Origin of the sequence: Haemophilus parainfluenzae (genome assembly GCF_014931395.1) — a bacterium.
Taxonomy (GTDB): Bacteria; Pseudomonadota; Gammaproteobacteria; order Enterobacterales; family Pasteurellaceae; genus Haemophilus_D.
Genome location: NZ_CP063120.1, coordinates 1,940,884 through 1,965,791, shown reverse-complemented (window position 1 = coordinate 1,965,791; position 24,908 = coordinate 1,940,884). Strand labels below are relative to the sequence as shown.

Here is a 24,908-nt window from a genome sequence, read left to right as displayed (position 1 = left end):
TATAGGTGTTGTTTCACTTAAGTTTTTCCCAAAAACTTCTTTAACCAAGGCTATGTATGTTGTTCTTGGATTCATTTCTTTAATATTAGGTGTTATTGGTATTTTTTTACCTATTCTTCCGACAACACCTTTTTTACTGCTTACACTTTATTCTTTTGCGAAAGGTTCTTCTCGTTTAGAACAATGGTTTTTAGGGACGAAGCTTTATCAAAAGCACCTAAAATCCTTTAATGAACGTCGTGCATTAACAAAAAAAGCAAAAATTTCTATTCTAACCTTTTCAACTACGATGCTTTTAATTGGCTTTTACTTTACTCCAAGTGTAGTGGGGCGAACGATCATTGCTATTTTAATTGCGGTAAAATATTGGTTCTTTTTCTTTTGGATTAAAACAGAAGACGTTGAAAATGGATAATGCTTTACTTACTTGGCTTAAAAGTGCGGTCATTTTAGGTGTCGTTTTGGGATTAAGCGGTTGTGACAAATTAAATAGCCCGAAATCTACAAACACGGTATCAGAAGAGCAACCAACACAAAGCCAGTCTATTGAACAAGAAAATACTTCAAAACCGAGTAGGACTTTACTGACTCGGGCGTTTACTCATTCTCCTTCTTTTGAGCCTTGGTTTGTGCGTTATCCTGAACAAGAAAACTTATTGCGCGATTTATATGAAGGCTTAACGGCTTATGATCAGGAAGGACGAATCGTGCCAGGTATCGCAGAAAGTTGGCAAACAAAAGACAACAAAACCTGGATCTTTACCTTACGTGAAGGGCTTCGTTGGTCAAACGGTGAACCTTTAGTCGCTCAAGATGTGATGCTTTCTTGGCAAGCTCTGTCTCAATCCAATAGTCCATTAAGATCTTATTTGGCTTATCTTAATCTAAAAAATGCGAAAGGCGTTTTAGAAAAAAATAAACCTTTTAAGAGTTTAGGCATTTATGCGGAAAATGACCGCACTTTACGCATTGAGCTTGATAAACCAACACCGTATTTGCCGGAAATGTTGGCGCATATTAGCCTCGTGCCACAATATAGCGATCCTGATTCCCCTGTGACTAATGGGGCTTATATGATCGAAAGTGAAAATGTGAGAGGCATACACTTAACGAAAAACCCCTATTATTGGCAGAAAAATAATGTCGCTTTTGAACGCGTAGCTTATCTACCTTTTGTTGCGCCTAAATTGGCTGAATTTGATGTAGTGGTTGATGTGCCTGAAGTTCATTCAGATCTTCAGCATTTTCCTAAGCTTTGTGAATATTTTTATGAATTTAATTTAAACGATCCTAAAGTTGCTAAGGCAGATGTGCGTAAGGCGATTGCTTCGTTGGTTTCGGTTACGAATATTGTGAATAATGAGATTCCAGCGGCAATTCCAAGTTCTTATTTTTTACCGAAAGCTATGCTAAATGGACAAGATTCAAGATGGGAGCCTGTTGTTGCCGAGCAGTTATTAGCTCAAAATAAAATTGATGAAAAACATCCGCTACATTTAAATGTGCTCTATGATGATGCACCCTTGCATGTGAATATCGCGCAACGTGTAGTAGGGCAATTAACGCAGTCCGATATGTTGCGCGTGGATGCCCAACTCGTCAATTGGCAAACATTACAGACTAAACGTCAAAAAGGGGATTTCCAAATCATTCGTTCTGGCTGGTGTGCGGACTTTAATCATCCGATGGCATTTTTAGGCTTATTCTATTCTAAAAGCCCCGATAATAAAAATGGCTATGCCAATGCAGAATACGATCAACTTTTTGAGCAAGCACTGAAAAGCTTGAATGAAAAAGAGCGGTCAGAAATTTACTTAAAATTAAGTGAGAAGATCCAACAGGAAAACCTTGCTTTACCGCTTTTCCAATACACTACACCGGTTTATATTTCTCCAACTATTATGGGGGCGAAGAAAAATCCAGTAGGGGTCATTTATAGCAAAGATCTATGGCGAAAAGTGGAAAGCTAAAGCTGATTAAGAAAGTTGTTTATCATGCGATGAACAACTTTTTTATTAAATTTTATTAAAAGTGTAAAGTAACACTATTTACTTTTTGTTTTTATCCGCTACAATACACAACAAATCAACTTAGAGGGAAATCCTGATGTTAAAAATGAATGATTTAGTTAAGCTTAGTCAGACACCAAAATCCACGGTGCTGTACTATGTGAAAGAAGGTTTGTTGCCAGAGCCGGTGAAAGATAAACCGAATTTTCATCTCTATGATGAACATTGTGTGAAGTTGCTTAGTTTTATTAAATATCTACAAAGCAATTTCAATGCGACAATTTCACAAATTAAAGCACTTTTTGCTCATCCTCATTTTGATTGGAATAACCCTTATGAAAGCCTTATTGGATTATTGGATATCATCATGGGGGCAGAAAATGAAGTGTTCACAATTGAGCAATTATGTGCAGAATTTCATCTTTCTACTCAGCAAATCGAAGACATGGTAGTGGAAGGCTTATTGAATCCTCGCGAAGGCATTTTTACCGCAAAAGAACGTGATATTTTGGCGATCTTGACTCGTTGTGATGAAGCTGAAATGGATGTGGTGAAAGCTTATTTAGCTGCAGCAAAAATGTTAGCAGAAAAAGAGGTGAATGTGACTTTAGCGGCATTAGCCAATAGTGAACAAAAAGATGAAAAATTAAAACACTTATTTGATTTATTGTTGGTGTTGAAACCTTATCTCTTGAATATGAAAACCTTTAATCTTTATCAAGCGGAGAGTGCGAAATGAAACTCTTAAAATACGCCGGCTTTGTGCCTTATTTAGCCATTGCCTTTATTAATGCCAGTGTGGATTTGGCACATAAAATTACCATTCAAAATGTGTTACTGAAAAGCTTTTCAGGGGAGAGTTTGGTTGTGTTAACGGCATTAATTAATGCCATGATTTTATTGCCGTTTATTTTCTTATTTTCCCCTTCGGCATTTATTAACGATAAATTTTCCCGCACCAATGTGATTCGTTATAGCAGTTTAGCGGCGGTGGTGATCAGTGCGGGGATTTTATTGAGTTATATGACGGGCATGTTTGCGCTTTCCTTTGTACTCACATTGATTTTGGCAGCGCAAAGTGCGGTCTATTCTCCCGCCAAATATAGCATTATTAAATCGATTGTGGGTACTGAAAATATCGGTATGGCAAATGGTGTCATTCAAGCATTCACCATTGTGGCCATTCTATTTAGTTCTTTTGCCTTTTCTTTCTTCTTTGAAGCGCATTATGTGGCATCAGATGATCCGAATGAAGTATTACAAAGTGTTTGGGTGATAGGTGTAGCATTAGTATTATTGAGTGCACTAGAAGCCTATTTTGCGTTTAAAATCCCATTCTTTAAGCAAGAAGCTGAGAATACAGATGGTCAGTTTGATATGAGAAAATACCTTTCTTTAGGGTATTTAAAAGATAACGTTCGCACATTAAAAGCAGATCAAAATATTTGGTTGAGTGTCATTGGATTAAGTCTCTTTTGGGGTGTGTCACAAATTATTGTGGCAGCGTTCCCTGCACATTATAAAGCGATGTTCAATGAAGATAATGCGGTTGTCATTCAAGCGATTTTAGCGGTGAGTGGAGTCGGACTAGTGTTAGGTTCATATCTTGCAGGACGTGCTTCTCGTTTGCATATCGAGTTAGGTATTGTGCCGCTTGGTGCATTGGGTATTTGTGCATCATTATTCTTCTTAACCCTAGCCCAAAGTGGGGTGGTATTAGCACTTTGTTCTTTTGTCTTTGGTTTCTCTGGCGGTTTATTGATCGTGCCATTGAATGCAACTATTCAGTATTTCGCACCGGAGAAAATCAGCGGCAAAATTATGGCGGGTAACAACTTTGTGCAAAACGTATTCATGGTGGTCTTTTTGCTATTAAGTATTGTTTTTGTACAACTTAATGTTTCGACTCAAGGTTTATTCTTAGTGACTTCTGCTGCATGTTTTGCTGCAAGTTTATATACCATGTCGAAAGTGCCCCATTTATTTACGCGTTTATTCTTGCTCTTTGCGTTAAAAGCGAATTACCGTTTTCATGTGGATGGGTTAAAAAATCTTCCACAAAGTGGTGGCGTGTTGTTATTAGGTAACCATATTAGCTGGATTGACTGGTTGGTGTTACAAGCGGCTAGCCCTCGTGCGATTAAATTTGTGATGTATCGTCCAATTTACAACAAATGGTATCTCACTTGGTTCTTCCGTATTTTCAAAGTCATCCCAATTGGTGGAGGCTCAAGTCGTGAATCTATTGAAACTATTCGTGAATATTTAGCGCGTGGTGAAGTGGTGGCGTTATTCCCAGAAGGTCATATCAGCTATAACGGCCAAATCAATGAGTTCCAAAAAGGCTTTGAGCACGTATTAAAAGATTTAGAGAATGTGACGACTGTACCTTTCTATTTACGTGGATTGTGGGGTAGCAGCTTCTCTCGTGCGGATTCTTTCTATAAGAATTTAACTAAACGCCAAGGCAAACGTGAAATTTTAGTAGCATTTGGTAAACCCATTCATGGCTTTATTGATGCGACAGCGATGAAGCAAAAAGTACTCGAACTTTCTTTCTCTGTATGGGAAAAAGTCATGAGTAAACGTAAACCGCTGATGCATCATTGGTTGAATTCAGCAAAATCGAATTTATTCAAAGAAGCCGCGGTGGATGCACAAGGTACCAAACTGAATAACCTGAAATTTATTGCTGCAGTATTGATGTTTGTGAAAACCTTGAAAGCCGCTTTAGGGAATGAAAAAAATGTTGGTGTGTTATTACCAAGTTCATCAATTGGGGCAATTATTAATATGACCTTAATGGTGATGGGCAAAGTACCGGTAAATTTAAACTACACGCTAAGCCCTGAAGTGATGGAAAAAGCGTTGAAAAAAGCCAACATTTCGCAAGTCATTACCTCTGAAAAATTCTTGGATAAATTGAACGCAAAAGGTTTTGACTTTAGCCAAGTGGTGGCTGATAAAGCCCTCTTTATGGAAAATTTAGGAAAATCGATTACTAAAGTGAATAAAGTGCGGTCATTTTTAACGGCGTTTTTAGCGCCACAATGGTGGATTAAATTACGTTACTTTGCAGACGTAAGCTTGGAAGATAATGCAACCATCTTATTCAGTAGTGGTAGTGAAGGTGATCCGAAAGGCATTGAATTAAGCCATAAAAATTTACTGACGAACATTAAACAGATCGGTGAATTATTAAATTTCCATAAAGATGATGTGATTTTGAATTCCTTACCAATTTTCCACTCATTTGGCTTAACCGTGACAACCTTATTGCCATTGTGTGAAGGGATTAAAATGGTGAGTGTGGCGGACCCAACAGATGGGGCGACAGTCGGAAAAATGTGTGCTCGACATCGGGTGAGTATTTTATTTGGTACTTCAACTTTCTTTAGATTGTATGTACGCAATAAGAAATTCCATCCGTTAATGCTACAAAACGTGCGCATGGTTATTGCGGGTGCCGAAAAATTGAAAGCAGATGTAAAAGAAGCCTTCAAACTTAAATTTGGCTTGGAAATTTACGAAGGTTATGGCGCAACTGAAACAGCACCTGTAGCTAGTGTCAATATGCCTAATTTACTGGATCCGGAAACCTTACAGGAATTTACCTTCAATCAAGCCGGTACAGTTGGTATGCCATTACCGGGTACCATTATCAAAATTGTGGATCCAGAAAGCTTGCAAGAATTACCAGTCGGTGAAGACGGTTTGATCTTGATTGGTGGTGGACAAGTCATGAAAGGTTATTTGGATGCCCCTGAAAAAACAGCAGAAGTGATTGTTGAAATTGACGGTGTACGTTATTACAAAACCGGCGATAAAGGTCATATCGATCATAACGGCTTTATTACCATTGTGGATCGTTATTCTCGATTTGCCAAAGTTGGCGGCGAAATGATCAGTCTCGGTAGCGTGGAAGAGAAACTTTCACAAGTATTTGATGAAGAAAATCAATTTGTTGCCGTCGCCTTGAGTGATGATAAAAAAGGCGAGAGCATTGTGCTTTTAATTAAGTCTGCATTTTCTTTAGATGAAATCAATGAACGCATTAAAGGATTAAATGTTCCGCCAATTATGCTACCAAGCCAAATCTTCTTAGTGGATGAAATTCCAATGCTTGGAAGTGGTAAAGTGGATTTCAAAGGCGCGAAGAATCTGGCAATGAGTTTGGTTAAGTAACGAAAATTGTCATAAATAAAAGAGCGGTCAATTTGACCGCTCTTTTTGTTGATAGATAAATAAATTATTCTACTTTTACAATCCAACCCTCAGGGGCTTCCACATCACCGAATTGGATACCGGTTAATTCGTTGTAAAGTTTGCGTGTAATAGGGCCAACTTCCGTTTCTGAATAGAACACGTGGAATTTACCTTTATGTTGAATACCACCTACTGGCGTAATCACTGCAGCAGTACCACAAGCCCCCGCTTCGGCAAATTGATCAAGTTGATCGATATACACATCACCTTCAATGGCTTCCATACCTAAACGTTCTTTTGCAATGTGAAGTAATGAGTATTTCGTGATACTTGGTAAAATAGATTCAGATGCAGGCGTGATAAATTTGTTATCTTTGGTGATACCAAAGAAGTTTGCCGCACCCACTTCTTCAATTTTAGTGTGAGTTTTAGGATCAAGGTAAATCGCGTCTGCAAATTTACGTTCTGGTGTACCTTGTTCTGCGGCTAGTTCATGTGGAAGCAAGCTTGCCGCATAGTTCCCCCCCACTTTTACGCCACCGGTTCCCATCGGAGCAGCACGGTCGTAATCAGTCGTAATGAAGTTAGATGGTGCTAAACCACCTTTGAAATATGCGCCTACTGGACAGCAGAATACAGAGAAAATAAATTCAGGTGCGGTTTTCACGCCGATATTCGCCCCCGTGCCAAAGAGGAATGGACGTAAATATAATGTCGCGCCAGAGCCGTAAGGACCTAACCATTCTTGGTTTGCTTTCACCACTTCTTTACAAGCACGGATAAATAATTCTGTTGGCACTTGAGGCATCAATAAACGATCTGCGGTATGTTGCATACGTTTTGCATTTTGATCAGGACGGAATAAGTTGATTGAACCATCTTTACAACGATAGGCTTTTAAGCCTTCAAAGCATTGTTGACCGTAGTGAATTGCCGTTGAACCTTCGTGGATATGTAGCATATTATCAGTGGTAAGTTTTCCTTCATCCCATTTACCATCTTTCCAATGTGCGATAAAGCGATAATCTGTTTTGATATAACTAAATCCAAGATTGTTCCAGTCTAAGTCTTTCATTTTGCTTCCTTAATTTGTATAAATAATTTTATGAATGGAAATGCAGTTAATCTACACCATAACGGCAACTATGAAAACCTTTAAACACAAAAATATTGTGATTTCTCAAAATTTTTATTGGATTCTCAAATTTGTGAAGTAGGTCAGGAAATAAAATTTTGCTTATGTTAGAATGGCTGAAATAAAAAAACGCCGCTCGAAACGAGCAGCGCTTAACCAGAATGGTTTAATATATACAGGAAGTAAATGAGTAACTTAATTGTTACTCCAGTTCGGAGAACCGAACTATATGCAAACACAACATCATACTTAAGTCTGAAACTCATTAACTTGTAAGGAATTACCAATCATTAAGTATGTGTGTATTGTAGGTAGAAGGTAATGGAAGGACAAATGATGTTTTTTTATTTGATGCATAAAAAAAACTAATCCGAATTGAATCTTTTTCATTATAAACTAAAATTTAGCCGTTGGGAAGAATTATGTATAAACGTTTGCCTCCCCTGAATTCATTGAAGTCTTTCGAATCAGCTGCTCGACATTTAAGTTTTACAAAGGCTGCTGATGAACTTTTTGTGACACAAGCCGCAGTGAGCCATCAAATAAAATTATTAGAAGATTTTTTAGGTGTCGAGCTTTTTATACGCAAAAATCGTTCGCTCGAATTGACTGAATTTGGGAAAGCCTATTTTGTTGATATCAATAAAATTTTACGAAAATTAAATGAAGCGACCGAACGTTTATTAACACTTAAAGCAGAGCCACATTTGGCAATTAGTGTGCCACAAACCTTTGGTATTCAATGGCTTGTGCCACATTTGAGCGATTTTAATAAACAACACCCTGAAATTGAAGTACGCTTGAAGGGCGTCGATCAAGATGAAGGTTTATTGAATAAAGAAATTGATATCGCCATTTATTATGGCAAAGGCGATTGGGAAAACTTACAAGTCGATCGGTTAGGTGAAGAAAATTTGGTGATTTTGGCAGCACCTTCATTGCTTGAGAAAATCCCCGTTCGTCGTCCTGATGATTTAAAAAAGCACACGCTGATTCACACACATACTCGAGATAACTGGCAAGCGATGGCCGATTATCTCAAATTAGAGGATTTGAATATTCAGCAAGGCCCGTTATTTAGTCATACCTTTATGGCATTGCAAGCAGCGGTTCATGGGCAGGGGATTGCACTCGCTAATCGCATTTTGGCTCAGCAAGAAATTGAAAATGGCCATTTGCAAATTGTGTTACCAACGGAATTACGGGATCCGAAATCATTCTATGTAGTCAATCATTTAGATCGTTTAGATGATGAACAGATTCAAGCCTTTAGAACATGGATTAAAGATTCAATAAAATTAGGGAAAATATGAATAAATTAGCCTTATATTGTCGAATTAGCTTTGAAAAAGAAGTGGCCGCAGAAATTACCGATCGAGCTTCTGAGCGTGGTGTATTTGGTTTTGCTCGCGTAGTAGAAAACAGCGGCTATGTCATTTTTGAATGCTATCAACCAGGTGATGCAGATCGTTTAGCGAGAGAAATCCCATTTAATCGTTTGATTTTTGCACGTCAAATGATCGTTGTGTCAGAGCTCTTAGAAAATCTGGATCCTCAAGATCGTATTTCGCCAATTCTGGCTCAATATGAACGCATTGCAGAAGACATTAATCTTAAGCAAGCGGTAGAGCTATTTGTTGAAACAGCAGATACTAATGAAGCGAAAGAGCTTTCGACATTTTGCCGAAAATTTACCGTGCCGTTGCGCCAAGCGTTGAAAAAGAAAGGCTGGTTACAAGGCAAAACGAATGCAAAGCGCGGTCAGATTTTGCATTGTTTTTTCACGCAGCCGAATTGTTGCTATGTGGGGTATTCCTATCTTGGTAATAACTCCACCCACTTTATGGGAATCCCACGTTTAAAATTCCCAGCGGATGCACCAAGCCGTTCAACTTTAAAATTGGAAGAGGCGATTTTAACCTTTATTCCTCGAAATGAAGAAAGTAAACGCTTGAATGAAAATATGGTTGGAGTCGATCTTGGTGCTTGCCCTGGCGGCTGGACCTATCAATTAGTGAAACGTGGTTTATTTGTGTATGCGGTTGATCACGGCAAAATGGCAGCAAGTTTGCATGATACCGGCAGAATTGAGCACTGTCCGGAAGATGGATTTAAATTCCAACCACCAAAACGTAAGCATATTGATTGGCTTGTGTGTGATATGGTGGAGCAACCAAGTCGAATTGCGAATTTAATTGGAAAATGGCTAATTAACGGCTGGTGCAGAGAAACCATTTTCAATTTGAAATTGCCAATGAAAAAACGTTATCAAGAAGTGATGTTCTGCTTAGAAAATCTTGCGGTGATGTTAGCAGAAAAAGAACTGGAATTTGATATTCAGGCGAAGCATTTGTATCACGATCGTGAAGAGATTACGGTACATATTGCTTTAAAATAAAAAAGTAAAGTGCGGTCAAAAAACATGGAATTTTTTGACCGCACTTTTTATTTAAACCATTATTTATTCGCTAAAATCACTGCACGAGTTGGGGCTTGATAGCCTTCGATGGTTTTACTGTGATCGTTTTGATCTAAGAAATCAATCAAACTTTCATTTTCTAACCAATCCGTTTTACGCTGTTCTTCTAATGTTGTAGTGGCGACATCCACACAACGCACATTAGTAAAGCCGACTTTTTCCAACCAATTAATGAGCGCTGCAACGGAAGGAATAAAATACACGTTCTTCATTTTTGCATAGCGATCTGAAGGCACTAAGACCGTATTGGCATCACCATCAACCACTAAGGTTTCTAACACCAATTCGCCACCTTTTACTAATTGATTTTTTAGTTGAGTGAGATGATCAAGCGGTGATTTACGATGATAAAGCACGCCCATTGAGAATACGGTATCAAATGCCGCAAGTGGTTGCATTTCTTCAATACCTAATGGGATTAAGTTCGCTCGACGATCGTTATTTAATAATTTTCGAACGGCTTCAAATTGGCAAAGGAAAAGTTCGGTTGGATCAATACCCACCACCATTTTTGCGCCTTCACCAACCATTCGCCACATATGGTAGCCGCTACCGCAGCCCACATCTAAAATGGTACGATCTTTTAATGGTGCAAGATGAGGTAAAACTCGATCCCATTTGAAATCAGAACGCCATTCGCAATCCACGTGAATATCAAATAAATGATAAGGTCCTTTTCGCCATGGCATCAATTGTTTTAAATGATGGACAATGCGTTGTTTTTCGCCCTCTGAAAGTGGGGAAGTGCGGTCAGATTTCACGGCATTTTTTAAATCGATAGTATCTGCCTGCAAATCAGGGAGAAAGTCCACGATTTTTGACCATTTTGCATAATCACCATGGGTTTGTTTTTCCCATTCTTTTAACTGCACAGGCAATGTTTCTAGCCAAGCAGATAAATTTGTGGTGGCAATTTGTTGATAAAAAGGACGAAAATCAATCATTATTTTGCTTCCTTATAGGCTCTTTCTGCTTTTTCAAAGGTTTCTTTAACTTCATTTTCAGGTTCTGCAGAAAGGAGAGAAACCACAATAATCGCCAGGCTAGCAAGGATGAATCCAGGGATCATTTCATAGACATTAAACCATTCACTGGTTTCAGGAATCACCGATTTCCAAGCAAAGACAACCACTGCGCCGACAACCATACCAGCCATCGCCGATGATGAAGTCATACGTTTCCAGAATAAGGAGAAAAGCACAACAGGACCAAATGCAGAACCAAAGCCAGCCCAGGCAAATTCAACGAGTTTTAATACTTTGCTGTTTTCATCTTGTGCAATCCAAATCGCAATACCTGCGATAACTAAAACCATTGCGCGACCTAACCAGACGAGTTCTTTTTCAGAAGCGTTTGGACGAATAAAACCTTTATAAAAATCCTCAGTGATAGAACTTGAAGAAATTAATAATTGAGCGGAAAGTGTACTCATTACAGCTGCTAAGATCGCAGAGAGTAGAATACCAGCAATCCATGGATTAAAGAGTAATTTAGCCAGTTCAATAAATACTTGTTCTGGTTCATTATTTACCAAGCCAGCCACATTGGGGTTAGCAAAGAAATAAGGAATCCCGGAGAAACCGATACCAATCGCACCGGCGAGGCAAATCACCATCCATGTCATACTGATGCGGCGTGCTTTAATGAGAGATTTCACCGAGTAAGCGGCCATAAAACGCGCAAGAATATGCGGTTGACCAAAATAACCTAATCCCCAAGCCGCCAAACTTAATAAACCTAATGGCGTGGTAGAACTAAATAAATCGGTAAAGTCTTTATTCGCTGCGATTTCAGCTTGATGTAGCACCTCTGTAAATTGTGATGTATCACCCAAACTTAAACAGATGAAGAGCGGCGTTAAAATCAGTGCAAAAATCATCAATGTAGCTTGAATGGTATCTGTCCAACTTACGGCTAAAAAACCACCGATAAAAGTATAAATAATCGTTGCTAATGCACCGTACCAAATGGCGGTGGAGTAGTCGACAGAGAATAGATTTTGGAATAATTTCGCCCCAGCAACCACGCCTGAACCACAATAAATAGTAAAGAAGACTAAGATGATTGTTGCAGATACAATTTTTAAGAGATTATGTGTTGTGCCAAAGCGATGGTGGAAATATTCCGGTAATGTGAGTGCATTGTTGTTAAATTCGGTATAGATCCGTAAACGACCCGCCACGAGCAACCAGTTAAAATAAGCCCCGAGGATTAAACCAATGGCGATCCAACCTTCAACCATGCCAGACACATACACCGCACCTGGCAAGCCCATTAATAACCAGCCGGACATATCAGATGCACCAGCAGACATGGCTGTCACAAAACTTCCGAGTTTACGGCCGCCTAAAATATAATCGGATAAGTTATTTGTATAATAATAGGCAAGGACACCGATTAAAATCATGCCGAAAATATAAATACTAAAAGTAATAAGTGTTGGGTCTAAACCAAACATTAAATACCCCAAAAAAAATCATGAAAATTTGAGAAAGGTCACATTTTACCTTATTTGGGTCTATTATTCTATTTTCCTTTTCGATAGACTTATACCATTAAAACTAAGGTCGAAAAAATGGATTCTGTTGAATTATTAATGAATGTTACGCCCAATGAAACCCGCGTTGCGCTGGTGGAAACGGGTGTTTTAAAAGAGGTTCATATTGAACGTCAAGCCAAATGTGGCATCGTGGGGAATATTTATAAAGGGCGAGTAACCCGTGTTTTACCGGGGATGCAGTCCGCATTTGTGGATATCGGTTTAGAAAAAGCCGCATTTTTGCATGCTTCCGATATTGTTTCACATACGGAGTGTGTGGATGTGAACGAACAAAAGCAATTCCGAGCAAAAAGCATTTCTGAACTCGTACGCGAAGGGCAGGATATCGTAGTACAAGTGGTAAAAGATCCTTTGGGCACTAAAGGTGCAAGATTAACTACCGATATTACGTTGCCTTCTCGTTATCTCGTCTTTATGCCTGAAAATAGCCATGTTGGTGTCTCACAACGTATTGAAAGTGAAGAAGAGCGAGCAAGATTAAAAGCGTTAGTTGAGCCTTTTTGTGATGAGTTAGGCGGCTTTATTATTCGTACCGCCACCGAAGGCGCAACGGAGGAAGAGTTACGCCAAGATGCGGAATTTTTAAAACGTTTATGGCGTAAAGTGCTTGAGCGTAAAGGCAAATATCCAACCCGTTCTAAAATTTATGGTGAGCCCGCATTGCCACAACGTATTTTGCGAGATTTTATCGGTGCTAATTTAGAGAAAATTCATATCGATTCCAAACTTTGTTTTAACGAAGTGAAAGAATTTACCGATGAATTTATGCCGGAATTAAGTGAAAAATTAATGCTTTATACGGGCAGTCAGCCGATTTTTGATATTTATGGTGTAGAACGTGGTATTCAAAATGCACTTGAAAAACGCGTGAATTTAAAATCAGGTGGCTATCTCATTATTGAGCAGACCGAAGCCATGACGACCATTGATATCAATACAGGCGCTTTCGTTGGCCATCGAAATTTAGATGAAACCATTTTTAACACCAATATTGAAGCGACTAAAGCCATTGCACAGCAGCTACAACTGCGTAATCTAGGCGGTATTATCATTATTGATTTTATTGATATGCAAACCGATGATCATCGCAATCGCGTGATTGAATCCTTGGAAGAAGCCCTATCAAAAGATCGCGTCAAAACGAATGTGAATGGGTTTACTCAACTTGGTTTAGTTGAAATGACCCGTAAACGTACTCGTGAAAGTTTAGAACACGTATTGTGTGATGAATGTCCAACTTGCCAAGGACGTGGACGAGTGAAAACCGTCGAAACAGTATGTTATGAAATTATGCGTGAGATCATTCGCGTTAACCACTTATTCTCGAGCGAACAATTTGTGGTTTATGCCTCTCCAGCTGTGGCGGATTACTTAATCAAAGAAGAATCGCACGGTTTATTGCCAGAGATCGAAATGTTCATCAGCAAACAGGTTCAAGTTAAAACAGAACAGTACTACAACCAAGAACAGTTTGATGTAGTGGTGATGTAAAAGATAAAAGTGCGGTTAAATTTAACCGCACTTTTTTTATTTTACCTCCGCACCTTTCAACCAGCGTCTGACCCAACTGCGGTTTGGCATTAAGTTATGAATCAGATCTTCACTCATCGGTAAGGGCTCGCCATAAATTAAGGAAGCCAGTGTTTCACCTAAAAGTGGCGCAGAAGTTAATCCTCTAGAGCCTAATGCACCGATTAAATAGAGATTAGGGTAGTTTGCGGCTTGTTCTATTGGTTGTTTACGACGTCGTAAATTAAACAAATTCTGATATTGTGTTTGCTGAGCTGAAAAGTGCGGAACCGCGCCCATCATTGGGGTGAGATCTCGTACTGAACAACGCACCCCGATTCGAGCAAGGTTACCCGATGTATCCACTTCTTTTGTCCACTCTTCAGGAATATTTTGCTGAATTTTTTGTTGGTTTTCTTGTTGTTCAGTTAGACTAAATTCACGAGTCGCATTATCACGAACATGACTTGCACCGATACAATGACTGGATTTCGCTTGATCGACTGGCGTAAGGTAGCCGTCATAGCACAACACCGTTTTGAGTTTAAGCAAGTTTGCGGATGTCGGAATTTGGCTCACTTGCCCGCGAACAGGGTAGAGCGGCAGTTTTTGTGTTTGTTCAAACTCAGTGAGTTTATGCCCATTTGCTAAAGCAACCACTTCATGGCAGAAAGTTTCATTTTCAGCAGTTTTGATTTGCCAACCATTTTCTGTTTGCGAAAGTGCGGTTACTTTTTGTGATGTTTTAATCTGGACGCCTTGTTTCTCCAAAAAGGCAAAAGCATGTTGAACTAACTGACGTGGTGCAAGCCAAGCGCCTTGAGGAATAAAACCTCCACTAAAAGGCAACGGTAAACCGACTTTTTCGCTTAATTCAGTTTGATTTAATGACTGATATAAATCAGAAGGTAAATTCAGCGCAGCGATTTTATTTAATTTACTTTCAGCTTTCTCATTGTAAGCACAAAGCGCGACTCCACAGAATTCGTGTTCAAATTCGATTTTGTGCTGAATTGCCCATTGTAGGAATTGATGGCCATAGGCAAAGGCATGAATATAAAAACGAATATTGCGCTCGTTATCATCACTCAGTTGCGGATAAAATGCGCCTTGTTTATTGCCGGATGCATTGAGGGCAGTTTGCTCATCTTCGCAATAAATCGTAATTTTGGCGCCGCGTTTAAGCAAGGAGATAGCCGTACAAAGAGAAGCAATTCCTCCACCAATAATGGCAATATCTTGCTCGTTTAGATTAGCGGGCTGACTATGAAACCAGGGAACTGAAAGTGCGGTCAGTTTTTCATGCGTTTTTTGACCAGAGAGACATTCTCGTTTTTTACCAAATCCTTTGCGCTTCGTAATATCAAAGCCTGCATTTTCTAAGCCTTTTCTGACCGCACTTGCTGCAGTAAAGGTCGCAAAGGTGCCTTGTGGTTTGGTAAAACGAAACATTTGCTGATAAAGCTGCTCGTTCCACATGTCTGGATTTTTACTTGGCGCAAAACCATCTAAAAACCACGCATCAATTTTATCATTCATATAATCGCCAAGCTGTGGCAGATTTTCAGCCACATCACCAAACCAAAGATCTAACGTAGTTTCATCAAAATGAAAACGATAGCAACCTTGAATAGGATTAAGCCAATGCTGTTGTAGATGTTGAGCGAGGTGAGAAAATTGCGGATAGGCTAAATGGGCTTGTTGTAATGCATCAAGTGGCAAAGGGTATTTTTCAAAAGAGATAAAATAAAGGCGTTTTAAAGGCGAATTGGGGTACTTTTGACGAAATTCACGGAATAGCGTGGTCACTGCAAAGAAATTTAATCCTGTGCCAAACCCGGTCTCAGCAATAACAAAATGGGCTTCTTGATAATTAACCCAACGTTTCCACAACTGATTGCCTTCTAAAAACACATAATGGGTTTCCGCTAAACCATCTTGATTAGAAAAATACACATCATCGAATTTATCCGAAACAGGCGTATTCTCTTGGTTAAAATGAATTTTTGCATGCTGAATGGTGAACATGTGTTAGCCCTTTTTTACCTTATCAAATTCTTTTATAATAGCACGGAAATTTTGAGACGGTTAAAACTTAACTGGTCGAACAAATGAATTATTGCTTGCAATATTTTCATTTCATAGTAAATTGCGTTCAGCTAACAACTGTAAGTTGAATTAAATTTCCCCTAAATCATAAGGAATAAAGAATGAAAAGAGCTGTAATTACTGGTTTTGGTATTATTTCAAGTATCGGTAACAACAAAGAAGAAGTTTTAGCTTCATTAAAAGCAGGTAAATCTGGTATTGAAGTCGTGCCTGAGTTTGTTGAAATGAAAATGCGTAGCCATGTTGCCGGCACAATCAAACTTGATCCAAGCGAGCATATCGATCGTAAAGTGTATCGTTTTATGGGTGATGCGGCAGCTTATGCATACCTTTCTATGCGTGAAGCGATTGAAGATTCAGGTTTAACAGAAGATCAAGTTTCAAATGACCGTACAGGTCTTGTAATCGGTGCAGGTACTGGTTCAGCTCACAACCAATTAGTCGCTTGTGATGCAGTGCGTGGTCCACGCGGTGTGAAAGCGATTGGTCCTTATGCGGTAACTAAAACCATGGCATCAAGTGTGTCAGCTTGTTTAGCAACCCCTTACAAAATCCGTGGTGTGAACTACTCAATCAGTTCTGCTTGTGCAACGTCTGCACACTGTATTGGCCACGCAGTTGAATTAATCCAATTAGGTAAACAAGATGTGGTTTTCGCGGGTGGTGCGGAAGAATTATCTTGGGAATGTGCAACTGAATTCGATGCAATGGGTGCGGTTTCAACTAAATACAATGATACCCCAGAAAAAGCTTCTCGTGCTTACGATGCAAACCGTGATGGTTTTGTTATTGCAGGTGGTGGTGCTGTTGTAGTGGTTGAAGAATTAGAACACGCATTAGCACGTGGCGCAAAAATCTACGCAGAAATCGTGGGTTATGGTGCAACTTCTGATGGTTACGACATGGTAGCACCAAGTGGTGAAGGTGCAGAGCGTTGTATGAAACAAGCAATGGCAACGGTAGATACTCCAATTGATTACATCAACGTACACGGTACATCAACACCAGTTGGTGATGTGAAAGAATTAGGTGCAATCAAAAATGTATTTGGTGACAAAATCCCTGCGATTTCTTCAACCAAATCAATGACCGGTCACTCTTTAGGTGCAGCAGGTGCACACGAAGCAATCTATACCTTATTAATGTTACACAATGACTTTATTGCACCAAGCATTAATATCGAAACATTAGACGAAGCGGCAGAAGGCTGCAATATCGTGACTGAAACAAAAGAAAATGCAGGCTTACAAACTGTGATGTCAAACAGCTTTGGTTTCGGTGGTACAAACGCAACTTTAGTGTTCAAACGCTATAACGGCTAATTAAAAATCTCTTAAAATTTAACCGCACTTTGGAGCTTCCAAGTGCGGTTTTTTCTTATAATCCCTCCCTTTCTCCTTACTCAGCAGAAAAATCAACACTTAAAATGTGATCCAGCTCAAAATTTTGAACAAAAGAATAAAAAATTTTTATTTTTATAAAACTCCATATAAAACTACGATTTTCTGCTTTTTATATTAATTATCTTTATTTAAATCTTAATATTTAGATTTTGTTGGTTTTTAATGCTTTTTAATTCATTTTTTTAGACTTTTCTCATGCTGGACAAGCCGTTTTCTTTCAGTATGATGTTTCCATTGTTTTGACAAAGAATCGTAGTAATAAAAGTACGGTCAGTTTTAGGAGTAAAATATGAAGAAATTATCCGGTGCGGAAATGGTGGTTCAGTCTTTGCGTGACGAAGGCGTTGAGTATTTATTTGGTTATCCAGGCGGTGCCGTATTGGATATTTATGATGCAATCCATACCCTTGGTGGGATTGAACATATTTTAGTCCGTCATGAGCAAGCAGCGGTGCATATGGCTGATGGTTACGCACGTGCGACCGGTAAAGTGGGTTGTGTGTTAGTAACATCAGGACCAGGTGCAACCAATGCGATTACGGGGATTTTGACTGCTTATACTGATTCGGTACCAATGGTGATCATTTCAGGTCAGGTAATGAGTAGCTTAATCGGTCGTGATGCGTTCCAAGAATGTGATATGGTGGGGATTTCTCGCCCAGTGGTTAAACACAGCTTTATCGTTAAAAAAGCAGAAGACATTCCAGGTATCTTGAAAAAAGCCTTTTATATCGCTTCAACAGGCCGTCCAGGTCCCGTTGTTGTAGATATTCCAAAAGATACCGTAAATCCAACTTTAAAATATCCTTACGAATATCCAAAATCTGTTGAGCTTCGTTCTTATAATCCAACGGTAAATGGTCATAAAGGCCAAATTAAGAAAGCATTAAAAGCATTATTAGTGGCTAAAAAACCGGTTTTATTCGTGGGTGGTGGTGCAATTGCTGCAGGCTGTCATAAAGAATTAACACAATTCGCACAACGTTTAAATTTACCGGTCACCTCATCGTTAATGGGTTTAGGCGTGTACCCAAGTACGGACAAACAATTTTTAGGCATGCTTGGGATGCACGGGACTTATGAAGCCAATACCGCGATGCATGAAAGTGATTTAATTCTTGGTGTTGGTGTGCGTTTTGATGACCGAACCACTAACAACTTAGATAAATATTGCCCGAATGCCAAAGTGATTCAGATTGATATTGACCCAACCTCTATTTCTAAAAACGTACCTGCGGCTATTCCAATTGTAGGTAACGCGAAAAATGTATTGGATGAATTCTTAAGTTTATTAGGTGAAGAAATCGGTTCGCGTCCGCAAAATCACTTGGAAGATTGGTGGAAACAAATCGATGAATGGAAAGCGAAAAAATGCTTGGATTTCGACCGCACTTCAGGCGTCATCAAACCACAGCAAGTCATGGAAGCGGTGTATCGTATTACAAAAGGCCAAGCTTATGTGGCATCGGATGTAGGGCAACACCAAATGTTTGCTGCATTACATTATCCGTTTGATTTACCGCGTCGTTGGATCAATTCAGGTGGTGCGGGTACGATGGGCTTTGGTTTACCTGCTGCATTAGGGGTGAAACTTGCACATCCTGACGCAACCGTGGTTTGTGTAACAGGTGATGGCAGTATTCAAATGAATATCCAAGAGCTTTCAACGGCAACACAATATGGTATTCCAGTTGTAGTGATTTGTTTGAACAACCACTTCTTAGGCATGGTGAAACAATGGCAAGATTTGATTTACTCTGGCCGCCATTCTCAAACTTATATGAATTCTTTACCAGATTTCGTGAAGTTAGCAGAATCTTATGGTCATGTGGGGATTCAAATTTCGACACCAGATGAATTAGAAAGCAAATTACAAGAAGCCTTCAGCATTAAAAATAAATTGGTCTTTGTTGATATTAACGTTGATGAAACCGAACACGTTTACCCAATGCAAGTTCGCGGCGGGGCAATGAATGAGATGATTTTAAGCAAACCACAAGAGGAGAACGAATAATGCGTAGAATTTTATCTGTTTTATTAGAAAATGAATCCGGTGCATTATCTCGAGTAGTCGGCTTATTTTCCCAACGTGCATTTAACATTGAAAGCTTAACTGTGGCCCCTACGGACGACCCAACCCTTTCTCGTATGACGATTGAAGCGGTAGGGGATGAACAAGTGCTTGAGCAAATTGAAAAGCAACTCCACAAATTAGTGGACGTGTTTAAAGTTATAAATTTGAGTGAGCATGACCACGTAGAGCGTGAAGTGTTATTAGTGAAAGTGCGTGCAACGGGTTCATCACGTGATGAGTTAAAACGTTTAGCCGATATCTTCCGTGGTCAGATTGTAGATGTCACAACAAAATCCTACACCATTCAATTGACGGGTACAAAAGATAAATTAGATGCTTTTGTTGAGGCGGTGAAAGAAGAAAGTACATTACTTGAGATTGTTCGTTCAGGCTTAATTAGTCTTTCCCGTGGCGAGAAAAATATTCTCTAATGATGTGGAAAGTGCGGTTAAAAATGACCGCACTTTTAAAAACGAAAAAAGGAAGTCATAATGGACTTCCTTTTTGTTTATTCTGAATGGATGTTAGGCTTCCGATTTATTGGTTAATGCGATATATAAGCAAACTGCAAAGCCGGCAACTAAAAGATGAGGCGTAAAGGCTGCAACGCCAGAAGGAGCCGCTGCTAAGCCAAAGTTATGTGCCGCAGCTGCGCCAAGTAGCATACCGAGCACAAATAATGCAGAGTCATTGTTCCCTTCACCAATATTAACTAATTGCTTACCAGGGCAACCGCCGCCTAATGCAAAGCAAAGACCACAAAGCACCATAGAAAGGAAATTGTAGAGATAGTCATTATGCGCGATAGGTTGTTTTTCAAAGCCTAAATGGAATTGACCTAATAAGGCATTGGTTATTGCCGCAAAGACAATCAATGCAATCACACCGTTTAATAAGTGTGCATCACGGAAGAGGACAAAGTTTCGGAATGCCCCAATGGTGCAAAAACGCGATTTTTGCATCAGCACACCGAGAAGTAATCCGCCAGCTAGTGACATCCAAATAGCCGCATGTTGTGCACCCGGGCCTTTTTCAGAGGTGTAAATTGCTAGATTTTCACCAAATTTAAATTGGGTTAAGGCTAAAACAAGCAAAATTACGGCAAAGATTGGACCGATTAAGCCCGAAGATTGGCTTTGTTCCTTCGATTTACCTAATGAGAATCCTCGATTAGCGAAGAAAATGCCACCCAATACGCCAGCAAATAATCCTACGATACCTGCAATTGCAGTGAGATCACCGCCACCTAATCGTAAATAAGCACGCCATGGACAACCTAAGAAAATCAGCGCACCAAGCATCGCAAAAAAGCCTAAGCTAATACGAGCGAGTGGGGCAGAGCCACCACGAGGTTTGAATTCCTTAGATAAGAATGCACTGGCGAGTGCTCCTAAAACTAATCCAATGAGTTCTGGGCGAAGGTATTGTAATGGGGCTGCGTGGTGTAATCCAAGCGATCCTGCTGTATCGCGTAAGAAACAAGCCGCACAAAATCCCATATTACCAGGATTGCCATTGTAAGAGAGAAGTGGCGCAACGATACCAAGTGCAGCACCTGCAACCACAGGCCAAGTTAAAATTTTCATAATTAGACCCTTGTGATATCTGAAGTTAAATTGAATTGTGTGTTTTTAATAATAAAAACAAAGGTATTGTAGAAAGAGTTGAAAAATAAAGAAAGTTTATTTTTTTGAAATTGTGAGCAGGATCAAAGATTTATTTTAGGTCGCATGAACTTTTCAATATATCCCCTAACGAATTGATAAATAGGTATTATTTGGCAGTTGTGTTAGTATGTAGATTAGCCTTAATTTCTTGTGTTATAGGCTAAGAAAAGTGAAAATAATCAAAGCTTATTTAGTGAGAATTCTCATCAGATATAAAGGTAACTCTTTCTGGAAGGAGCAACACTAATGCTTATAAAAAATAAGAGTTGAATTAAAGGAAAAAGTATTTATGAGTAAGTTTATTAAATTAACTTTGAAGTTTGTAAGCTTTCTATGTATTACTATATTTTTAGTGTTTTTAATATTCACTTTTAACTATAGATCTTATAATGATTATCACTACAACTCACCAGAAGAGTTCTTTAACTCAGAGTCATTTTCATGGTACGTGAATATTTTTCCTAAAAGTGCTAATAATATATTCTTGAGGGCTTTTATAGAAACCAATGAAATGATTGTTGTTTTTGATGTTAATAAGACTGATGAAATACCTATTTCTCAATTTTACAAGGTAGCCTCTATCGATAGAGGTATGGCTTTCTTAAAAGATGTAAATATTCCAGGTTCTAAAAAACAATATTTTTTAGAAGGTGGTAATTTAAATTTATATTGTTATATTTATCAAAACCAATTTCCTTATCTAGTGAGTCGATCTGATTCAGAGAATAATGATATAGCACATTATATATTTATATCACTCAGAACAGATGAGGTTCCAGAGCTTTGTCAATAAATTTGAATCTTATAAAGTATTTTTACCACTTAAAATGTTTTGTTTACGCATATCTCCCCAAGTGCAATTCCACAATATCGACTAAATGTCGAAGAAATGTGGTGTCTTGGTCGTTGTGGAAACGGTCAGTATCTCGAGATTTAAAGAGTAAAAGTGCGGTTAAATTTAACCGCACTTGGGATATGTTATTCAGCAGGGTACCAATGCAAATGTTCAAAGGCTATCTGACATGTTTCCCCTTCTTTCGGACCAGAATCTCGTCGTCCAATTTGAACACGAATATCTTGATCTCCAACTTGGATATTATAATCCGTCACTTCACCAAGATAAGAGCGACGTTTTACGACACCAGGGATTCCACCTTGTTGAACAAATTCAATGTCAGATGGACGGCTTGCTAATATGGCTTTACCTTGTGAAAGTAAGTCATTATTTGGCATTTCTGGAAGATTGAAAATACCATCAACTTTATCAATATGAATACCTTGCGATGATAGGTTTACATTTAATTGATTTGATAACCCGATAAAATTGAAGACAAACTTGTTAGCTGGGTTATTATAAATATTTAATGGGGTATCAATTTGTTGTACTGCCCCTTTTTTCATGACCATAATACGATCTGAAAGTGCCATCGCTTCAGATTGGTCATGAGTCACATAAATAATTGAGAACCCAAATTTTTTCTGTAATGCCTTAATTTCAAAACGCATTTCTTCGCGAAGATGGGGATCTAAGCTTGATAATGGTTCGTCTAGTAACATGACGTCTGGGTTGATTGCTAATGCTCTAGCAAGAGCCACACGTTGTTTTCCGCCACCAGATAAATCATCAGGGCTTTTCTTGGCAACACTAAGTAAATTAGTGTGTCTTAAGGCATCAGTTGTTCGTTTTTCAATTTCTTGGGCTGAAATATTTTTGAGTTTTAACGGAAAGGCAACGTTATCATATACCGTCATATGCGGCCATACTGCAAAGGCCTGAAAGACCATACCAAAATTGCGTTTCTCTGGTGGAAGATAGAAATTGTTTTTCTTCGATGACAGTAATTTATCACCGACTTTAATTTCCCCTCCGTCTAAGTCTTCAAAGCCTGCAATCATTCGTAGAGTAGTTGTTTTTCCACAACCTGATGGTCCTAGCATAGAGAAACATTCGCCTTTTTCGATAGAAAGGTTAAGATCTTCAATGGCAATAACATCACCAAATTTTTTCATGACATGATTTAATTGAATATAGCTCATCTTTTACTCCTAACCTTCTATTTTTGAGTTTTCTTTTCAGCATAACGTTTAATAACGGTTTGACCTAATACAATGATTATTAGGGCGATACCCGCTAATGCCGCAGAATAAACGGTTTCACCGTCTTCATTTAGAGTATAAATTGCTACCCCGATGGTTCGTGTAGAAGGACCATATAACATAACAGAAACGGTCAATTCACGTAGTGCTGGAAGGAAAATAAGGAAGAAAGCAGCAATCATCCCTGGTCTTACGAGTGGGATAACAATATCTTTTAAGGATTGCCACATACTTGCTCCACATGCTCGAGAAGCTTCAACTAATGAATCATGTACTTGCTCAAGTGCTGCAGAGTTAGCTTTGAGTGAGAAAGCCATATAACGTGCAATGTAAGCAATTAAAATAATCCAAACTGTGTTGTAGAGATTGATACCAAATTTACCACTCCAGGCAAGGATCACCCCAAGAGCAATTACAGAGCCTGGTACGGAGAATGGCAACATACCTAAGAACTCAAGAATGCCTTTTCCGCGAACACGCATTTTAACGATAACATAAGAAATCATTACCCCTGCGAACATGGTAATCAGTGCTGCAGCAAGACCGAGAGTCACACTATTGCGAATTGCATCTTTTGTTAACTGCCATTCAAATAAGATGAATTTATAGTTATCTAATGTGAGATTTTCCCATGTAATTGGTAATCCATAGGTTTTTAATCCACCAACAAGGAAAATCGTGACTGTAGGCAATACGATTGTAAAGGCGATGTAGAGTAAGCAAATAACAAGCAACGGTTTTCTCAAACCACGAAGTTTTACTTCGATAGGTCTAAAGCTTTTACCTGCAATAATTTGGAAGCGACCTTTATTTAAGATTTTGTTTTGTAACCAAATAATCAGTGCCGCAGTGAATACTAAAACAGTTGCAAGTACAGTACCGGTACGAATGGCTTCAAAACTCCCCGCACTTTGGTGAATACGTTCATAAATGAGGGTTGGAATGTTGAAAATACCATTTTCTACGCCCAGTACGGCAACTGTACCAAAGTGAGCCATAGAATAGAGCATAATGAGTAATGCACCAGAAAGGATACTTGGCATGACGAGTGGAATGGTAATTTTACGTGTAATAGTAAAGAGGCTTGCGCCTGAGATTCTCGCTGATTCTTCTAATGTAGGGTCCATGCGCTCTAATGCACCACAGACTTGGATAAAGACGAATGGGAAAAGATACATCGTTTCTACCGCCATAATACCAGCATAGCTATAGATATTAAAAATAGGACCATCAAATCCTAAATCCATGAAGAATTGGTTAATGTAACCAGAACGTGGTGAAAGTAACATTTTCCAAGCTAATGCCCCAATGAAAGAAGGAAGCATAAAAGGTACAAGAAACATCACTTTCATAAAACCTTTGTAAGGTAGATCTGTTCGAGTTACTAACCAAGCAAAAAATGTACCAATGATCGTACTCATCACAGTTACGCCAGATGCGATGAAAAGTGAATTGAGTAATGCTTCATAGGTTTCTTCTTGCTTAAGAATATTCACCACGTCGGTGATATTAAATTGTCCATCAACCCAAAAAGAATTGAGGAAAATAAGTAAAACAGGAACCGCAACAACGATAACTAAGATACCGATAGATAAGGCTAGAATAACGTTAGCAATATTGAATGGATGATTATTTTGAATAGTTGTAGCCATAATAAACC

The 24,908-nt window shown here is 38.9% G+C and carries 18 protein-coding genes and 1 pseudogene; 11 read left to right on the top strand and 8 right to left on the bottom strand.

Features of this window, described 5'->3' with window-relative positions:
* Nucleotides 1–52: 52 nt before the first annotated feature.
* The 4 genes from INP94_RS09760 to INP94_RS09745 all read left to right on the top strand — a co-directional run bounded on the left by INP94_RS09760 (nt 53) and on the right by INP94_RS09745 (nt 6,194).
* Nucleotides 53–415 carry a YbaN family protein gene (locus INP94_RS09760; protein ID WP_049370318.1) on the top strand — a complete coding sequence of 121 codons (363 nt, stop codon included), beginning with the start codon at nt 53–55 and terminating at the stop codon, nt 413–415.
* Nucleotides 408–1,970, top strand: coding sequence for a peptide ABC transporter substrate-binding protein (locus INP94_RS09755; RefSeq protein WP_197543497.1), 1,563 nt, complete (start codon nt 408–410; stop codon nt 1,968–1,970). The genes INP94_RS09760 and INP94_RS09755 overlap by 8 nt, the downstream gene beginning before the upstream one ends.
* A 136-nt stretch (nt 1,971–2,106) precedes the next feature.
* Nucleotides 2,107–2,748, top strand: a complete 642-nt coding sequence (locus INP94_RS09750; protein WP_197543496.1) for a MerR family transcriptional regulator — start codon at nt 2,107–2,109, stop codon at nt 2,746–2,748.
* Nucleotides 2,745–6,194: an acyl-[ACP]--phospholipid O-acyltransferase gene (locus INP94_RS09745; protein ID WP_197543495.1), complete on the top strand. Its 3,450-nt coding sequence runs from the start codon at nt 2,745–2,747 to the stop codon at nt 6,192–6,194. The genes INP94_RS09750 and INP94_RS09745 overlap by 4 nt, the downstream gene beginning before the upstream one ends.
* 64 nt (nt 6,195–6,258) lie before the next feature.
* On the opposite strand, the gene INP94_RS09740 is transcribed toward INP94_RS09745, so the two are convergent.
* Entirely contained in the window at nt 6,259–7,290 is a 1,032-nt protein-coding gene (locus INP94_RS09740) for a branched-chain amino acid aminotransferase (RefSeq protein ID WP_070775505.1), read from the bottom strand.
* Nucleotides 7,291–7,772: 482 nt separating this feature from the next.
* Between INP94_RS09740 and INP94_RS09735 the strand changes: the two genes are divergently transcribed.
* The gene (locus tag INP94_RS09735; RefSeq protein WP_049367416.1) at nt 7,773–8,663 is read left to right on the top strand and encodes a transcriptional regulator GcvA; all 891 of its coding nucleotides are present in this window, start codon (nt 7,773–7,775) and stop codon (nt 8,661–8,663) included.
* Nucleotides 8,660–9,748, top strand: a complete 1,089-nt coding sequence (gene rlmM / locus INP94_RS09730) for a 23S rRNA (cytidine(2498)-2'-O)-methyltransferase RlmM (RefSeq protein WP_197543494.1) — start codon at nt 8,660–8,662, stop codon at nt 9,746–9,748. Before INP94_RS09735 ends, rlmM begins: the two co-directional genes overlap by 4 nt.
* A 59-nt stretch (nt 9,749–9,807) precedes the next feature.
* On the opposite strand, the gene cmoB is transcribed toward rlmM, so the two are convergent.
* Nucleotides 9,808–10,773, bottom strand: a complete 966-nt coding sequence (gene cmoB / locus INP94_RS09725; protein ID WP_197543493.1) for a tRNA 5-methoxyuridine(34)/uridine 5-oxyacetic acid(34) synthase CmoB — start codon at nt 10,771–10,773, stop codon at nt 9,808–9,810.
* Nucleotides 10,773–12,287 carry a sodium/proline symporter PutP gene (putP, locus tag INP94_RS09720; RefSeq protein ID WP_197543492.1) on the bottom strand — a complete coding sequence of 505 codons (1,515 nt, stop codon included), beginning with the start codon at nt 12,285–12,287 and terminating at the stop codon, nt 10,773–10,775. Before putP ends, cmoB begins: the two co-directional genes overlap by 1 nt.
* Before the next feature lie 117 nt (nt 12,288–12,404).
* On the opposite strand from putP, the gene rng reads away from it, so the two are divergent.
* Nucleotides 12,405–13,880, top strand: a complete 1,476-nt coding sequence (rng, locus tag INP94_RS09715; protein WP_197543491.1) for a ribonuclease G — start codon at nt 12,405–12,407, stop codon at nt 13,878–13,880.
* Nucleotides 13,881–13,916: 36 nt separating this feature from the next.
* Here the strand turns inward: rng and mnmC are convergent, their stop codons facing one another.
* Nucleotides 13,917–15,926: a bifunctional tRNA (5-methylaminomethyl-2-thiouridine)(34)-methyltransferase MnmC2/FAD-dependent 5-carboxymethylaminomethyl-2-thiouridine(34) oxidoreductase MnmC1 gene (gene mnmC, locus INP94_RS09710; RefSeq protein WP_197543490.1), complete on the bottom strand. Its 2,010-nt coding sequence runs from the start codon at nt 15,924–15,926 to the stop codon at nt 13,917–13,919.
* A gap of 182 nt (nt 15,927–16,108) precedes the next feature.
* On the opposite strand from mnmC, the gene fabB reads away from it, so the two are divergent.
* From fabB to ilvN, 3 genes are all read left to right on the top strand, one after another.
* Entirely contained in the window at nt 16,109–17,329 is a 1,221-nt protein-coding gene (gene fabB / locus INP94_RS09705; protein ID WP_005698496.1) for a beta-ketoacyl-ACP synthase I, read from the top strand.
* A gap of 370 nt (nt 17,330–17,699) precedes the next feature.
* A complete protein-coding gene (locus tag INP94_RS09700; RefSeq protein WP_197543489.1) occupies nt 17,700–19,424 on the top strand; it encodes an acetolactate synthase 3 large subunit in 1,725 nt (574 codons plus the stop codon).
* On the top strand, nt 19,424–19,915 hold the full coding sequence (gene ilvN, locus INP94_RS09695; RefSeq protein ID WP_014065217.1) for an acetolactate synthase small subunit: 492 nt from the start codon (nt 19,424–19,426) through the stop codon (nt 19,913–19,915). The genes INP94_RS09700 and ilvN overlap by 1 nt, the downstream gene beginning before the upstream one ends.
* Nucleotides 19,916–20,008: 93 nt before the next feature.
* Here the strand turns inward: ilvN and yedE are convergent, their stop codons facing one another.
* Nucleotides 20,009–21,070: a YedE family putative selenium transporter gene (gene yedE, locus INP94_RS09690; protein WP_197543488.1), complete on the bottom strand. Its 1,062-nt coding sequence runs from the start codon at nt 21,068–21,070 to the stop codon at nt 20,009–20,011.
* Between the two features lie 370 nt (nt 21,071–21,440).
* Between yedE and INP94_RS09685 the strand changes: the two genes are divergently transcribed.
* A complete protein-coding gene (locus INP94_RS09685) occupies nt 21,441–21,944 on the top strand; it encodes a hypothetical protein (RefSeq protein WP_049365917.1) in 504 nt (167 codons plus the stop codon).
* A gap of 43 nt (nt 21,945–21,987) precedes the next feature.
* Here INP94_RS09685 and INP94_RS09680 read toward each other — a convergent pair.
* The 3 genes and pseudogenes from INP94_RS09680 to INP94_RS09670 all read right to left on the bottom strand — a co-directional run.
* Nucleotides 21,988–22,104 (bottom strand): annotated as a pseudogene (locus INP94_RS09680) (DUF484 family protein); the annotation flags it as partial.
* A 25-nt stretch (nt 22,105–22,129) separates the two neighbouring features.
* Nucleotides 22,130–23,188: an ABC transporter ATP-binding protein gene (locus tag INP94_RS09675; protein ID WP_049365916.1), complete on the bottom strand. Its 1,059-nt coding sequence runs from the start codon at nt 23,186–23,188 to the stop codon at nt 22,130–22,132.
* A 17-nt stretch (nt 23,189–23,205) separates the two neighbouring features.
* Entirely contained in the window at nt 23,206–24,900 is a 1,695-nt protein-coding gene (locus tag INP94_RS09670; RefSeq protein ID WP_014065220.1) for an ABC transporter permease, read from the bottom strand.
* Nucleotides 24,901–24,908 lie beyond the last annotated feature (8 nt).

Excerpts from the sequence above, each read along its gene's own strand:
- INP94_RS09760 (WP_049370318.1), top strand. The coding sequence starts at position 53 with ATGTATGTTGTTCTTGGATTCATTTCTTTAATATTAGGTGTTATTGGT.
- INP94_RS09755 (WP_197543497.1), top strand. The coding sequence starts at position 408 with ATGGATAATGCTTTACTTACTTGGCTTAAAAGTGCGGTCATTTTAGGT.
- INP94_RS09750 (WP_197543496.1), top strand. The coding sequence starts at position 2,107 with ATGTTAAAAATGAATGATTTAGTTAAGCTTAGTCAGACACCAAAATCC.
- INP94_RS09745 (WP_197543495.1), top strand. The coding sequence starts at position 2,745 with ATGAAACTCTTAAAATACGCCGGCTTTGTGCCTTATTTAGCCATTGCC.
- INP94_RS09740 (WP_070775505.1), bottom strand. The coding sequence starts at position 7,290 with ATGAAAGACTTAGACTGGAACAATCTTGGATTTAGTTATATCAAAACA.
- INP94_RS09735 (WP_049367416.1), top strand. The coding sequence starts at position 7,773 with ATGTATAAACGTTTGCCTCCCCTGAATTCATTGAAGTCTTTCGAATCA.
- rlmM (WP_197543494.1), top strand. The coding sequence starts at position 8,660 with ATGAATAAATTAGCCTTATATTGTCGAATTAGCTTTGAAAAAGAAGTG.
- cmoB (WP_197543493.1), bottom strand. The coding sequence starts at position 10,773 with ATGATTGATTTTCGTCCTTTTTATCAACAAATTGCCACCACAAATTTA.
- putP (WP_197543492.1), bottom strand. The coding sequence starts at position 12,287 with ATGTTTGGTTTAGACCCAACACTTATTACTTTTAGTATTTATATTTTC.
- rng (WP_197543491.1), top strand. The coding sequence starts at position 12,405 with ATGGATTCTGTTGAATTATTAATGAATGTTACGCCCAATGAAACCCGC.
- mnmC (WP_197543490.1), bottom strand. The coding sequence starts at position 15,926 with ATGTTCACCATTCAGCATGCAAAAATTCATTTTAACCAAGAGAATACG.
- fabB (WP_005698496.1), top strand. The coding sequence starts at position 16,109 with ATGAAAAGAGCTGTAATTACTGGTTTTGGTATTATTTCAAGTATCGGT.
- INP94_RS09700 (WP_197543489.1), top strand. The coding sequence starts at position 17,700 with ATGAAGAAATTATCCGGTGCGGAAATGGTGGTTCAGTCTTTGCGTGAC.
- ilvN (WP_014065217.1), top strand. The coding sequence starts at position 19,424 with ATGCGTAGAATTTTATCTGTTTTATTAGAAAATGAATCCGGTGCATTA.
- yedE (WP_197543488.1), bottom strand. The coding sequence starts at position 21,070 with ATGAAAATTTTAACTTGGCCTGTGGTTGCAGGTGCTGCACTTGGTATC.
- INP94_RS09685 (WP_049365917.1), top strand. The coding sequence starts at position 21,441 with ATGAGTAAGTTTATTAAATTAACTTTGAAGTTTGTAAGCTTTCTATGT.
- INP94_RS09675 (WP_049365916.1), bottom strand. The coding sequence starts at position 23,188 with ATGAGCTATATTCAATTAAATCATGTCATGAAAAAATTTGGTGATGTT.
- INP94_RS09670 (WP_014065220.1), bottom strand. The coding sequence starts at position 24,900 with ATGGCTACAACTATTCAAAATAATCATCCATTCAATATTGCTAACGTT.